12 protein-coding genes are annotated in these 12,836 nt (G+C 71.8%); 5 read left to right on the forward strand and 7 right to left on the reverse strand.

Annotated features, from left to right (window positions below; translation table 11 throughout):
- Positions 1-3: 3 nt before the first annotated feature.
- From WMF12_RS46445 to WMF12_RS46455, 3 genes are all read right to left on the reverse strand, one after another.
- Positions 4-849, reverse strand: coding sequence for a DUF4142 domain-containing protein (locus WMF12_RS46445; protein WP_437855605.1), 846 nt, complete (start codon positions 847-849; stop codon positions 4-6).
- Positions 850-1,318: 469 nt separating this feature from the next.
- A complete protein-coding gene (locus WMF12_RS46450; protein WP_437855610.1) occupies positions 1,319-2,308 on the reverse strand; it encodes a class I SAM-dependent methyltransferase in 990 nt (329 codons plus the stop codon).
- Positions 2,309-2,318: 10 nt separating this feature from the next.
- Positions 2,319-3,317 carry an SDR family oxidoreductase gene (locus WMF12_RS46455; RefSeq protein WP_437855616.1) on the reverse strand — a complete coding sequence of 333 codons (999 nt, stop codon included), beginning with the start codon at positions 3,315-3,317 and terminating at the stop codon, positions 2,319-2,321.
- A 428-nt stretch (positions 3,318-3,745) separates the two neighbouring features.
- On the opposite strand from WMF12_RS46455, the gene WMF12_RS46460 reads away from it, so the two are divergent.
- Positions 3,746-4,270 (forward strand): hypothetical protein, encoded by a 525-nt coding sequence (locus WMF12_RS46460; RefSeq protein ID WP_437855618.1) that lies wholly within the window; start codon positions 3,746-3,748, stop codon positions 4,268-4,270.
- Between the two features lie 85 nt (positions 4,271-4,355).
- Here the strand turns inward: WMF12_RS46460 and WMF12_RS46465 are convergent, their stop codons facing one another.
- Both WMF12_RS46465 and WMF12_RS46470 read right to left on the reverse strand, forming a co-directional pair.
- Positions 4,356-5,639, reverse strand: a complete 1,284-nt coding sequence (locus WMF12_RS46465; RefSeq protein ID WP_012241506.1) for an adenylosuccinate synthase — start codon at positions 5,637-5,639, stop codon at positions 4,356-4,358.
- Between the two features lie 112 nt (positions 5,640-5,751).
- Complete coding sequence (locus tag WMF12_RS46470; RefSeq protein WP_437855622.1) at positions 5,752-7,047, reverse strand: ATP phosphoribosyltransferase regulatory subunit; 1,296 nt, start codon at positions 7,045-7,047, stop codon at positions 5,752-5,754.
- Positions 7,048-7,329: 282 nt separating this feature from the next.
- Here WMF12_RS46470 and WMF12_RS46475 point away from each other — a divergent pair, with 282 nt between their 5' ends.
- Positions 7,330-8,049, forward strand: coding sequence for an RNA polymerase sigma factor (locus WMF12_RS46475; RefSeq protein ID WP_437855626.1), 720 nt, complete (start codon positions 7,330-7,332; stop codon positions 8,047-8,049).
- A 99-nt stretch (positions 8,050-8,148) separates the two neighbouring features.
- Here the strand turns inward: WMF12_RS46475 and WMF12_RS46480 are convergent, their stop codons facing one another.
- The gene (locus WMF12_RS46480; protein ID WP_437855632.1) at positions 8,149-8,844 is read right to left on the reverse strand and encodes an HAD family hydrolase; all 696 of its coding nucleotides are present in this window, start codon (positions 8,842-8,844) and stop codon (positions 8,149-8,151) included.
- 385 nt (positions 8,845-9,229) lie between these two features.
- Between WMF12_RS46480 and WMF12_RS46485 the strand changes: the two genes are divergently transcribed.
- From WMF12_RS46485 to WMF12_RS46495, 3 genes are all read left to right on the forward strand, one after another.
- The gene (locus WMF12_RS46485; protein ID WP_437743136.1) at positions 9,230-9,469 is read left to right on the forward strand and encodes a helix-turn-helix transcriptional regulator; all 240 of its coding nucleotides are present in this window, start codon (positions 9,230-9,232) and stop codon (positions 9,467-9,469) included.
- A gap of 329 nt (positions 9,470-9,798) precedes the next feature.
- Positions 9,799-10,389 (forward strand): RNA polymerase sigma factor, encoded by a 591-nt coding sequence (locus WMF12_RS46490; protein ID WP_437743137.1) that lies wholly within the window; start codon positions 9,799-9,801, stop codon positions 10,387-10,389.
- On the forward strand, positions 10,386-11,411 hold the full coding sequence (locus tag WMF12_RS46495) for a hypothetical protein (protein ID WP_437855640.1): 1,026 nt from the start codon (positions 10,386-10,388) through the stop codon (positions 11,409-11,411). Before WMF12_RS46490 ends, WMF12_RS46495 begins: the two co-directional genes overlap by 4 nt.
- Before the next feature lie 136 nt (positions 11,412-11,547).
- On the opposite strand, the gene WMF12_RS46500 is transcribed toward WMF12_RS46495, so the two are convergent.
- Positions 11,548-12,648, reverse strand: a complete 1,101-nt coding sequence (locus WMF12_RS46500) for a hypothetical protein (RefSeq protein ID WP_437855643.1) — start codon at positions 12,646-12,648, stop codon at positions 11,548-11,550.
- Positions 12,649-12,836 lie beyond the last annotated feature (188 nt).

Genomic DNA, 12,836 nt, shown 5'->3' on the forward strand with positions numbered 1-12,836 from the left:
GGCTCACGGGCGGGGGTACGGGCTGGGCGCGCCGAAGCCAGACGCCGCGCTGCGGCCGTAAACCCCGTAGTAGGGGGAGACGGCGGGCGAGTAGGGCCCGTTGGCGCCGAAGTAGACGGGGCCGTAGGAAGGCCCGTTGTTGGCGAAGCCGCCGCCGTAGTTACCGTAATTGCCGTAGTTACCGTAATTGCCGTAGTCGATGTAGCTGCCGTAGGTGCCGTAATTGCCGAAATAGGGGACGCCAGGCGGATAGCCGCCCTCCGGAATGTACGGGCTGCCGATGAGCGCGAGGAGCGACGTGGCGAACGAGAGGTTCCGCTTCGTGGCGCTCAGGACCTCCGGGACGAGGTGAGAGAGCCCCGGGTGCAGCTCGGGCCCCACGATGGCCATCTGCTCCTGGAGATGGGCGAGGAACTCCCGGTGTCGATAGATCTGAACATTGACGAACGTCCAGTCGAAGCTGGGCCCCGCGAGCCCCGTGAGCTGCTGCTGATCCGCCGCGCCCTGCTCGATCAGCGCCAGGCTGATCTCGTTGTCCACCGGCGCCATGCCCATCTGCGTGAGCGCGAGCGCGAGCTGCTGGCTCGCGGCGGTGTGATGATCGAACAGCGTCTGGGCGAGCTCCAAGACGTGCGCGTCCGACGCCTTGGCTCGGGCCATCTGCGCGTCGCTGAGCTCGAGCGCGTTGAAGGCGGCGAGCACCGCGGCGAGCTGCGGCATGGTGAGCGAGAAGGCCTGTGAGGTGGACTCGACCGCCTCCTCCGAGCTGTCCTCGTCCGCCGCCACCAGAACACCGTCTCCCGCCGCGACGGAGCAAGCGCTGGTCCCCGCGAGCGCGAGGGCTGCCATCCATGCAAAACGAAGAGAGTCGACTCGAATGTTCATAATTCCCCCATGTCATTGACGGAAGCGGGGCCGGCGCTGGAGCGCTCGGCGGTGATGCCTGGCCCGCCCCGTCACGTATCTTGAACTGTTGTTGGGAGACGCAAGCCGCGAGAACATCAAATAGGCAATTCTCACCAGCGCGCAGGATCGGCTGAATCGTCCGTGCCGCGCGACGGACCGGCGCAGAGATGCCACCTCTCGACGTCGATGAACGGACGCGGGCACCTGCCCGGGCGGCGGCGCTGGAATCCCTGCGCGAGGGCGGGCGGGGGCCGGGAGCGGCGCTGTCGGAGGATCAGCGTGGTGCCATGTCCGGGCTCGACGGAGAGCGCAGGACGGAGTTTGCCGCTTTGCTGGAGGATGGGCCCGGAGTCGGGCTCTCGGTCTCCGTCACCTGGCACCGTCACCTGGCCGCCCGGGCGGGAGAAGGACGTCAGTCGGAGATACTGGCCGGTTTGCGGGCCAGGACGCCGACGGTGCCATAGTAGACACCCCACGCCGACGGATCGGCCGCGAACCGGGCGTAGCCGGCGAGATCTTCCGCGCTGACCCGCCCTGTCGCGAGGTGCCTGTGCTGGAGCTGGGTGGCTGAGAGGCTCATGATCTCGGACAGCGGGTGACCGCCCGGGCACAGCGGCACCTCGTTCTCGACGGCCTCGATGGCGAGCCCTCGCGACGTCAGGATCGCGGGAAGGCGCAGGCCGAGGCCGGGGTCCTTGCCGTCGGCCTCGAACATCGCGAGGATCGACCGATTGACCCGATCGAAAGCCTCGATATCCGGACCGGAGGCGCCCCTCGCCGCGGTGAAGTCCGGCTCCTCGAGCACCAGGTGGCCGCCGGGCTTCAGCGCTGCGAGCATGGCGTCGAGGAGATGCTGGAAATCCGCGTTGTGGACGAGCACGTAGCGGGCGTGCACCAGATCGAAGCGCGCCGCGTGGAAATTGAGCTGGCGGATGTCGCCCTCGATGATCCGGACGCCCGGCGGCGGAGAAGCGTCCATGAACCCGACATCGAGGTCGACCGCGACCACCTCGCCCTCGAGGCCCACGCGCTCTGCCATCCAGCAGGCGATCGACCCGGCGCCGGCCCCGACCTCGAGGCAGCTCCAGCCGGGCCCCATCCCGGACGCCTTGAGAAGGCGCCGGCTGCCGGGGTCGAAGAAGCCCTCGATCCGCCGCAGGCGCTCCAGCTCTCGCGCACGCTCCGAACCCGCAAACACGTAGCTGTTCTCGGCCATAGGAATGGACAGAATAGTCGATCCCCTGGAGGAAAAGCGAACTTCTCCCTGCTGACTTCGCCCGACCTTCTTCCAGCGGCATCGATCTGTCGAGCGGCGCACAGCGGGTGAGCTGTTCGGCCCGGGCTGTAAAGCGTGCTTGTGCCGACGATATGTCCAGACGCCTTCGAGGGAGCGCGCCGTCACCGCCGCGCGTCTACGCGAGCAGCCTTGGGCGGAGCCACAAGAGGCCTAGCGCGGCGGGCGCGAGGGCCGCGAGCCCGAGGACCGCGGCGCGCAGGAGGCGCCTGTTCCCGCGCGGCTTCTGCTTCCATCCGCCGGTCACGGTGGTTCCTTCCGGCAGGGGCGCGAACAGGTTGCCGTTCGTCGCGTAGGCGGTCCGGTCGTTCAGGAGATGCAGCCTGTCGACGCTCCGCGCGAGCAGGCGTTCGGCGAGGCCCGGCGCGAGGAGAGACAGCAAGGCGAGCTGTGGGCCCGCGCTGCCCACGAAGATCTCTCGCCGAGGCTTCCGTGCCAGGCGAACGATGGCGCGCGCCACGCGTTCAGGTGAGACGATCGGGGGCATGGCCCTGGGCGTGCGCCCCGCGTAGTTGCCTGCGTGCTGAAAGAGCGGGGTGTCGACCGTCGCCGGCAGGACGGTGGAGACATGGATGTCGCGGGCCCGCAGCAGCCTGAGCTCCTGCCTCAGGCTCTGGGAGAGCCCGCGAATCGCGTGCTTCGAGGCGACGTAGGCGCTGACATAGGGCTCGGGGAGCCTGGCCGCCATCGAGGCGACGTTGATGAGCACTCCGCTGCCCTGCCGCCGGAACTGGGCCAGCGCGGCCCGGGCGCCGTGGATGGTGCCGAACAGGTTGGTCTCGATGACGCGCCGGTAAGGCTCGGAGGGCGTCTGTTCGAACAGCCCGAAGAGCGTCACCGCCGCGTTGTTGACCCACACGTCGATCCGGCCAAAGGCCTCCGTGGCGCGCCGCGCGACCTCCATGACGGCCGCCTCGTTCGTGACGTCGGCGGGCACGACGAGGGCCTTGCCGCCGGCCTGCTCGCACGCGGTGGCGAGCTCGCGCAGCGGCTGCTCTCGCCTGGCCGCCAGCGTCACGGCGGCTCCGCGCCTGGCGAACTCCAGCGCTGTCGCACGGCCGATGCCGCTCGAGGCGCCCGTGATCACGACGACTGGTTCCATGAACTTCTCGCGCATGCCTCACCCCTCCGACGTGCGCCGCGCTGCGAGCGGCCGCGCGCGGGCGCGGCGTGCTCCGCGGTCACAGGTGGTCCTTTCGCCATGCAATCGCCGGGCGAGCCGCGCGAGGGCGGTTTGCGCGCCGCGTGTGGCGCGTGTGGATCGATTCGCTCGCTCCGTGACCGGCTGAGCGCCTGTCGTCGAGCGCGCGCCGGCCGGCGTCAGGCGTTGTTCGTGTCCTGAGGGGTTAACGGCCTTCGATCGGGCGCGGCCCGATGCGCCGTTCCGGCGTCGTCTCGATCCCGAGGGCCGGATCCGGCCCCAGCATGTCGAGCGCGGGACGCTACGCCGCCAGGCTCCGGAGGCGGCCTTCGCGCGCACGGGCGCGTCCGCATCGCCGGCGGCTCGGCACGAGCCGCAAACGCAAACGACCTGGGAGACACATCATGCGAAGCATGTTTCTGGTAGTCCTGACCGCGCTGCCGCTCATGGCCTGTGGGGGCAATCGAGGCGGAGAGGCGGCCTCGCCGGCGCCCGCACCGACCGGAGAGACCCCCGGCGCGCCTGGAGCCCCAGGAGCGCCCGAGAGCGGAACGCCCGGCGCGGGTACGATGCCTGGACCTGGAGGAGAGCTGGGAGAGCCGGGCGCAGGCGCCCAGGGCGAGCCAGGCACCCAGGGCGGCACGCAGGAGTGGGGCAGCGGCACCCAGCGCAAACCGGGCAGCGGCACGGGCGGCACGCCGGGCGGCACGCCGGGCACTGGCGGTACGCCGGGCGGCACGCCGGGCGGCACGCCGGGCACCGGCGGTACGCCGGGCGGCGGGACCGGCGGTACGCCGGGCGGCGGGTCTCTTGCGCCGCCGAGCGGCGGAACCGGCGCGCCGGGCGGGACCACCACGCCGGGCGGCGGCAGCGGCCAGCGGGGCGGCACGCCCGGCGGCGGTGGCAAGAACGGCGGCTCGGGCCAGTAATTATCGAAGCTGCACGTCCGGACGACCGTCCCGCTGGACGAGACGGCGGCTCATCGCCCGCTGCGGTGAGCCGAGGTGCCGCCGCTCACGCGAACGCGTTGCGCCGGACGATGGTCGCCTCGCGGTCCGCGCCGACCGAGACGACGTCGACCGGCACGCCGGTCTCCTTCTCGACCATCTCCACGTAGTGCCGCGCCGCCGCGGGCAGCTCGGTCATGGAGCGGGCGGCGTCGATCGGCTCGCTCCACTCGGCCACCGTCTCGAGCACCGGCTTGGCCGTCGCGATGTCGTCGATCGGGAACTCCCGCGTGCGGCCCGACGGCGTGTCGTAGGCGACGCACACCTTGAGCTCCGGCATGCCGGTCAGCACGTCGAGCTTGGTGAGCGCGATCCCGTCGAGGCCGTTCACCCGCGCCGCGTAGCGCAGCGCCGGCAGATCCAGCCACCCGGTCCGCCGCGGCCGGCCCGTCACCGAGCCGTACTCGCCGCCCACCGAGCGGAGCCGCTCGCCGAGCGGGCCGTCGAGCTCGGTCGGGAACGGCCCCTCGCCCACGCGCGTGCAGTACGCCTTCGCCAGGCCGAGCACGCGGCGGATGCGCGTCGGGCCGACCCCGGCGCCGACGCACGCGCCCCCCGCGATCGCCGACGACGACGTCACGAACGGGAACGTGCCGTGATCGATGTCGAGCAACGTCCCCTGCGCCCCCTCGAGGAGCACGCGCTCGCCGCGGCGGAGCGCGCCGTCGATGAGCTGCGACGTGTCGGCGAGCAGCGGCGTGATGCGCTTCGCCAGCGGCGTGAGCTCGTCGAGGATCGCGTCGAGCGACGGCGGCTCGCCGCCCAGCGCGCGCAGCGTCGGCGTCCACGCCTCGAGCGAGCGCGACACCAGCTGCGCGAGCCGCTTCATGTCGCGCAGATCGCCGAGCCGCGCCCCGCGCCGCGACGCCTTGTCCTCGTAGCAGGGGCCGATGCCGCGCTTGGTCGTCCCGAGCCGCACGCCGTCCGCCGCCGCCGCCTCGCGGAGCGAGTCGACGAGCGGGTGGAACGGCAAGATCAGGTGCGCGCGATCCGACACGAACAGCCGCCCCTGCGTCGAGCAGCCCCGCGCCTCCACCGCGTCGATCTCGGAGACGAGCACCCCGGGATCGACCACCATGCCCTGCGCCATCACGCAGCGGGCGTTCGAGCGGAGGATGCCGCTCGGGATGAGCCGAACGATGAGCTTCTCCCCGCCCACCACCAGCGTGTGGCCGGCGTTGGGCCCGCCGGCGTAGCGCACCACGAGGTCGGCGCTCTCCGTATAAAGGTCGACGACCTTGCCCTTGCCCTCGTCGCCCCACTGTGCGCCGACGATCACGATCGCGGTCATTCCGAAGCTCCTCTTGGATCACGTGGCCCGGCCTCGGCCCGCTCGTCACTCCGAGCGGCTCCGTCCGGGTCCAGGTTCGCCTTTACCCCAGGCTCGCTTGCCGAGCGAGCGTCTACTTGCCGCCCGGACGTCCTGCCCCCGTCTTCAGCACGATCGCCTGGGCCGCCGCGGCGTCGTCGAGGGCCGCCGGAACGGCGCTCGCGCTCGTCGCGGCCTCGCCGCCGCCGGATGTCGCCTCGACCACAAGCGCCCCGTCCCGCTCCCGCACCAGGTGAGAGAACCGCCAGGAAAGCGCGTACCCCTCCGGATCCTGGTCCGGCGCGTGCGTCACGGCCGGGAGGCCCAGCCCCCGCAGCGCCGCCGCGAGCGACGCGGCGCGCTCAGGCCGCACAGCGACGAGCACCCGCAGCGCCGGCTCGTCCGCCGCGCCCGCGACGTCGCGCGCCCAGGCAATCGCGTCGAGGTTCAGCGCGAAGCCGACGGCCGGCATCGGCAGGCCGAAGCGGGACAGCAGCATGTCGTAGCGCCCGCCCGCCGCGATCGCCTCCCCGGGGCCATCGGCCAGCACGTGGAAAATTGCACCCGTATAGTACGCCAGACCGCGGAGCTCGCCGAGGTCGACCCGGAGCGCCGGGCCGAGCTCGGGGCTTGCCCTCGCCGCGTCCCAGAGCGCGCGGAGCTCGGCGAGCGGCGCCTCGGCGGGCGTGCCGGTGAGCAGGCGCGTGGCGCGGTCGAAGACCGCGGCGCCGTCCGGGTCAGCCGCGCCGCCGCCCGCGAGGTCCGGCAGCGCGGCGATGGCCGCGACGATGCGGCGCGGGACGTCGGCGGCCTTCGGGCTCGCGAGCACCGCGGCGAGGCGGGAGGCGTCCTTCAGCTCGATCACCTCCGAGAGCTCGTACGCGAGCGCCGCCGGGACGGCGTCGAGCAGCGCGCGCGCGATCATCCCGTGGCCGAGGTCCACAACGAAGTGATCGAGGCCAGCCTCCCGCACCGCGGAGGCGGCGAGGCGGAGGATCTCGAGGTCGCCCGCGAGCGTGCCGACGCCGTAGAGCTCGACGCCGGCCTGCGGGATCTGCCGATCGCGCCGCGCCCGCCCCTGGCGGCGGCGGAGGACCGTGCCCTCGTAGCAGAGGCGGATGGGGCGGGGCGCGTCCGCGAGCCGCGTGGCCACGAGCCGCGCGATCTGCGGGGTCATGTCCGGGCGGAGCGCCGCCACCTCGCCCGACTCGGGCTCGATGAAGCGCAGCACGTCCGCGGCGTCGAGCGTGCCGAGCCCGCGCTCGAGCACCTCGGCGAACTCGAACGCGGGCAGCGAGACCGGCTGGTAGCCGTACAGAACGAAGTGATCGAGCACACGCTTGGCGAGGGCGCGCCGGCGCCGCGCCTCCTCGGGGAGGAGATCGCGCATACCGGCGGGCAGCGGGTGCCCGTACTCGCGCTGCGGTGCGGAGACGGACGGCGCTGGCCGCTCCACCCCGGGCGTCGGAACTTGGCTGTTTCGCCCTCGGGGGGCTTCCCATCGCGGAGCGTCGCTGGACATCGTGGCCCCGCTTATACCGGCTGAGCACGCGGTGCGCACGCGGCGCGCACGTCCGTTGAGCTTGCCGTGGCAAGGCCTTTGCTGATCGGTGCGCACCACCGGGCCCGTGGGCCGGAAGCGCACGCGGCGCCCTCGACGGAGAGATGGCTCATGGCTCTGACCGCCGTTCCGACCGATGTACCGAGCGCCAGCACGAGGCCTGAGACTCCTCTGGCGCCCAGCGGTCTCACCCCGCCCGGCGTGGTCGGGTCGCGCCCCTCGCCCCGCGCCGCGAGCGCGGGCCCGTTAGCCGAGGTCATCTGCCGGGCGAAGGACGGCGATCGGGAGTCGCTCGACGAGCTCACGCGGCTCATCCGCCCGCACGTGGAGCGGCAGCTCGCGCGCTACCCCGTGTCCGACGAGGATCGGCTCGACCTCGTGCAGTCGACGCTGCTGCAGGTGGTGCGGACGATCCGCTCGTTCCGCGGCGACTCGAGCTTCACGACGTGGCTCTTCCGCGTGACGGCGAACGAGGCGCTCATGCTGATGCGGTCGCAGCGGCGGCAGCGCGCGCGCATCGTCGAGGGGCTCGACTTCGAGGAGCTCGGCCTCTTGCCGACGATGCGCAGCACGATCGGCGAGGACGACGCCGCGTCCGCGGCGGAGCGGGAGGCGTACGTCCGCGAGGCGCTCTGCGAGCTGCCGGAGGATTACCGCGACGTGGTGCTCGCGCACTACCACGAGGACCTCGGCCTCCAGGAGATCGCGCAGAAGCTCGCCGTGAGCGAGAGCGCCGTCCGCTCGCGGCTCCACCGGGCGCGCGTGCGCCTGCGCGCGATCCTCAACGCGACAGCGTTCGGGCGCGAGATCGCCGAGGGCGTCGCGGCCTGAGGGGCGCGCAGGCGGCGACGTCCTGCGCGTGCGGGGAGGGAGGCTGGCCGCGCGTGCAGGCCGGCCGCGCGCGCAGATCCGACGCGCGCGGGTGTGCAGCTAACGAACGGTGGAGAGCCTGACCGTCGCGTCGCGCCAGCGGCGGAGGACGTCCCAGAGCTCTCCCATGGTACGGAGGAGCACGTCGGGGTGGGCGTCGAGGAGCTCGTCTTGCGATGCGAAGCCGCCGAGGACGGCGATCGACCGCGCGCCTGCGCGGCGAGCGCACTCGATGTCCTGGGGGCCGTCGCCGACCATCACCATCTTGTGCGGCTGGACGCCGACGCGCGCCGCGAGGTGGAGCAGCGGCGCCGGATCCGGCTTCTTGGCGGCGACGTCGCCGCCCGCGACCACCGCGCGGAAGCGCGCGCCGACCCCGAGCGCAGCGAGCACCGCGTCGGTGGTCGAGCGCGGCTTGTTCGTGCAGACGCAGAGCGCGAGATCGCCGAGGTCCGAGAGCCTCTCGAGCATCTCCTGCGCGCCGGGCATCCAGCGGGTGAAGTCGAGCGGGTGCCGCGCGTAGTAGTCGAGGAAGTGGCGGAGGACGTCCTCGACGCTCTCGGATGTCTCGGGGAGCCTGGCCGCGCGCGCACACAGCGCGCGCGCGCCGTCGCCCACGTACCGGACGATCACCTGCCCTGGCAGCGGGGCCCGGCCCGTCGCCACCAGCGCATGGTTCACCGCCGCAACGATGTCGCCCCGACTGTCGATCAACGTACCGTCCAGGTCGAACACGACCACCGTGGGAGTGAGCATCGCCAGAGAGCCTACGCTGGCGCCCTCGCTGACGGAAGGTACGGCGAGCACCCTGATGTCGTAGAAACTGGACTCTGTGTCCATTAATTTCGACTCCATGTATCAAATAATTGACATTGGTTCGCCGGTCAGTTACCTGGTTCGAGGTGTCAGCGATCCCTCCAGGGATCGCTGACACCTCGAACCAGCGCGGCCGCGGAGCGGGCGCCGGGGCGCGGAGCGGGGCGAAACCGCGAGGAAACAGAGCCGTGGCCGCGCGCGTGAAGCGGCGCAGACGTCCGGCCATCCGCGGCCGGATGTGTGGCAGGCGGAGCTCGCCTCCTGCGGATGGGGAAGGACGCGCTGCCTCGGAGGGCGAGATGACGTTCAAGGAATGGAACGCCGCATGGGCAAGGGGCAACCTCGGATCACGAACGTCATCCGCACGCTGAGGTTTCAGGCGGGCGAGATGACACAGGCGGAGCTGGCCGAGAAGGTCGGCGTCACCCGTCAAACCATCGTCGCCATCGAGCAGGGCCGTTACTCGCCCTCCCTCGAGGTCGCCTTCCGCATCGCGGCGGCCTTCGGCGCGCCGCTCGAGCACGTCTTTCAGTGGAAAGGTGACGCGTCGGGCGAGCGGGGTTGAGAACAACGGTGCTTGCCCGTGTCGAACAAGGGCACAAGAAAGGAAGCGTCGTCGTGACCGCGAGCGCCGGCGACGACGAAGGCGCTGCGCGCGCGGTCGTGCTCGATGCGTGAGGCGACGCGGATGCAGTACGGGGAGCCCACGCCCAGCGCGCTTGTGCGCGTCGACGTGCAATAAGGACCGCAATTTCCGCTGGTGCGGCGTTCATGCTTGTTCGAACGCTCGGCGCAGCTCATCCACGAAGTGCCCGCGGTCACCAGATGCTGCTGCTCCGTGCTGGCTTGTCGATTTTGTGATCGAGTTGTCTCGATCCGGAGATTGCACAAGGCGTGAGCCGTGGTGAAGCGCTGACCCTGATGCAGCTCCCCGCCGCAGTTCCGCCCGACAGCCGGGCGGCGGCCGGGCGCCTCACCGGGCTCGTGATGGAGCATTCGGCGTTCGTCTGGCGCTCGCTGGTGCGGCTCGGCGTGCCGCGCGCCGACGCGGAGGACGCGGCGCAGCAGGTCTTCCTCGTGGCGGCCCGGCGGCTCGGGGACATCGAATCGGGCCGGGAGGCCGCGTTCCTGTTCAGCACGGCGCTGCGGATCGCCTCGCGCGCGCGGAGAACCCAGCAGCGGCGCCGGGAGGTGCTGGAGGAAGCGCCCTGCGAGCGCGTCGACCCGGCGCCGGACCCCGAGGAGATGATGGATCGCGCTCGCGCCCGCGCGACGCTCGATGCCATCCTCGACACGATGCCCCTCGAGCAGCGCGCTGTCTTCGTGCTGTTCGAGCTGGAGCAGATGACGACGGCGAACATCGCGGCGCTGCTCGATCTTCCGGCAGGCACGGTCGCGTCTCGCCTCCGCCGGGCGCGCGAGCACTTCCAGGCCGCCGTGAGGCGGATAGAGGCGCGGGCCCATTTCCGAGGTGAATCGCCATGACCGATCCCGAGCGCCTTCTGGACCAGAAGGGGAGTGCTCTGCGAACGACGCTCCTCCGCGCGGCGCTCGACGAGAGTCCGCCGAGCGGCTTGACCCGGCGAATGCTCGTCGCGGTCGGCGTCGGCGCCGCCGTGGCGGGGACGGGGGGCGCGGCCGTGGCGGGGACGGGGAGCGCGGGCGTGGCAGGGGGCGCGGCCGCGGCAGGGGGCGCGGTCGTGGCAGGGGGCGCGACCGCGGGGACGGGGGGCGCGGTCGCGGCAGGGGGCGCGGCCGCGGGGACGGGGGGCGCGGCCGCGGGGACGGGGGGCGCGGCCGCGGGGACGGGGGGCGCGGTCGTGGCAGGGGGCGCGACCGCGGGGGCGGGGGGCGCGGCCGCGGCGGGGGCGAGCGTCGCGCTGAAAGTGGCGGGCGTGGCGGGCGGGAGCGGGATCTTGAGCGCGCTCGGGATCGGGGCGCTCGCGGGGGTCCTCACGCTTGGGGTCGCCGAATGGACGCACGTCGACGCGCCGATGCCCGCGAGGCGCGCTCAGGAGGCGTCCAGCGCGCCGGCTGCGCTCGCCGCGCCGCGCGCACCTGGCGCGGCCGAGGCGGAGCTGCACGAGCGCGTCTCGGAGGAGCGAACGGACGACGCTCCGCTCATGGCCGCGCCCGCCGCAACGGCTCCTGCCGCCACGGCGGCGATCAGCCCGCGCGCACGCGAAAGGAACGCGCCGACGCTGGCCTCCGAGCTGGCGCTGCTCGACACCGCGCGGCGCGCGCTGCGACGCGGTGATCCGGCGGCCGCCCTCGCGCTCCTGGCTCGCCACGCGCGCGAGTTCCCGAGCGCTCAGCTCTCCGACGAGGCCGCCGCGATCCGCGTCGAGGCGCTGGCGAGCAAGGGGGATCGCGCGGGCGCACACGCGGCGGCGCGGCGCTTCCTCGAGGCACACCCGGGCAGCCCTCACGCCGATCGCGTCGAGTCGGCCGCCGGGCTCGACACGAGCAAAGGTGCCGTGCAGCGGAGGAACGGACCTGCAGATTGATACGAAAAGAGGCATCGCCATGGCGCGGCGGAAGACCGCGGCCACGTGCGACCAGGCGTCACCCAGGGCTCGCGGTGGGGTGGTCCTCAGCGCTGGCGTTCTGCGCCCATGAGGGCACCCGACCTTGGTTGGTCCCCTACCGCGGGTTCACGATCGAAATCTGGAACCACTCGCCCACCTTGCCGGAATACTGGGATATGCCTCCGACGACACCGGGCCCGCACAGGTTTCCTTCGGCGCCGCTCGTATCCCGCGGTCCCATGACGTTCCACACCGAGGAGCTGCAGTCCGCTGCGGTCTCGGTCAGATGGAAGTGCGCCAGGCCGCTGCCCGCGCTCCAGTACAAGAAGTTATATTGCGGGTAACACGAAGCCCCGAAGCAGTCTACGCAGCCAGCTGACCACTGCATGATGTCCTCTGCCCCATCCACGACCTCTTCCTTGGTCGTGAAGTAATAGGTCATCTCGCTGATCTGCTCTTGGCTGAAGCCCACGCTCGCGAGGCTCCACCGCGACGTCCCGCAGTCTGCACATTCTCTGCATTCCAGCACGATGTCGTCCGCGTCTGTCGCATCCGCGAGCACGACAGCAGGCCACATGGCGGGGATGTCATCGCCGAGCGTGTCGGTGAACTGCGCCGCGATGCTCGGCGGCGCGCAGAGGGGCAGCCCCTGACACTCCGGATCGGCGCAATCCGCGAGCCCGTCCTCATCGTCATCGTAGCCGTTGCCGCAGGCCGCGTCGGTGTCCTCGCGCGGGGCCGCCGTGTCGTCGACGCCGATGACGATGTCGATGCTCCCCTGGCCGACGGAGACGATGTCGTCGTCGGCGCGGAACTGGAACACGACCGTCGATGTCGTGCCTTCGTCGATGAGGACCTGCAGCGGATTCGGCGACGTCAGGACCGCCTGAACGGGCTGGTAACCGGCGCCGGTCCACCGCTCGAGGACCCAGGAGGGCTCGAGGTAGACGTCATAGTGGCCGACCGGAAGCACCTCCGTGATCACGGGCGTCTCGGTCGAGCCATCGACGCGCCGGTTCGTCGGACCGTGGATGCTGAACCAGGCGTTCGACAGGCGGTACGTCGCGCCCGTGACGCTGGTCCCGACGAGGGCGAGGCTGATCGAGCCGACCTCCGACGCCTGCTCGACGCCGTCCGGCGCCTCCGCTCCACAACCCACCTGCATCGCAAGAGCCGCGAGGACGGAACATGCGAAGAACTGGCGCAAATATCTCATGATGACTTCATATCAGAGACCCTCGCGCAGGAGAAGTGAGATCGTCGGACGGCCGATCACGACCGATCACGACCGATCACGACCGATCACGACCGATCACGACCGATTACGACACGCGCCTCGCGAGGATCACGGCATCGACGCCTGTCCCCGTGACCGTGCGCGGCCGCTCCGCGGCCACCGCGAGC

It is taken from the genome of Sorangium sp. So ce363 (assembly GCF_051520435.1).
Taxonomy (GTDB): domain Bacteria; phylum Myxococcota_A; class Polyangia; order Polyangiales; family Polyangiaceae; genus Sorangium; species Sorangium cellulosum_B.

Excerpts from the sequence above, each read along its gene's own strand:
- WMF12_RS46465 (WP_012241506.1), bottom strand. The coding sequence starts at position 5,639 with ATGACCGCGATCGTGATCGTCGGCGCACAGTGGGGCGACGAGGGCAAG.
- WMF12_RS46460 (WP_437855618.1), top strand. The coding sequence starts at position 3,746 with ATGCGAAGCATGTTTCTGGTAGTCCTGACCGCGCTGCCGCTCATGGCC.
- WMF12_RS46455 (WP_437855616.1), bottom strand. The coding sequence starts at position 3,317 with ATGCGCGAGAAGTTCATGGAACCAGTCGTCGTGATCACGGGCGCCTCG.
- WMF12_RS46470 (WP_437855622.1), bottom strand. The coding sequence starts at position 7,047 with ATGCGCGATCTCCTCCCCGAGGAGGCGCGGCGCCGGCGCGCCCTCGCC.
- WMF12_RS46480 (WP_437855632.1), bottom strand. The coding sequence starts at position 8,844 with ATGCTCACTCCCACGGTGGTCGTGTTCGACCTGGACGGTACGTTGATC.
- WMF12_RS46485 (WP_437743136.1), top strand. The coding sequence starts at position 9,230 with ATGGGCAAGGGGCAACCTCGGATCACGAACGTCATCCGCACGCTGAGG.
- WMF12_RS46500 (WP_437855643.1), bottom strand. The coding sequence starts at position 12,648 with ATGAGATATTTGCGCCAGTTCTTCGCATGTTCCGTCCTCGCGGCTCTT.
- WMF12_RS46495 (WP_437855640.1), top strand. The coding sequence starts at position 10,386 with ATGACCGATCCCGAGCGCCTTCTGGACCAGAAGGGGAGTGCTCTGCGA.
- WMF12_RS46475 (WP_437855626.1), top strand. The coding sequence starts at position 7,330 with ATGGCTCTGACCGCCGTTCCGACCGATGTACCGAGCGCCAGCACGAGG.
- WMF12_RS46445 (WP_437855605.1), bottom strand. The coding sequence starts at position 849 with ATGGCAGCCCTCGCGCTCGCGGGGACCAGCGCTTGCTCCGTCGCGGCG.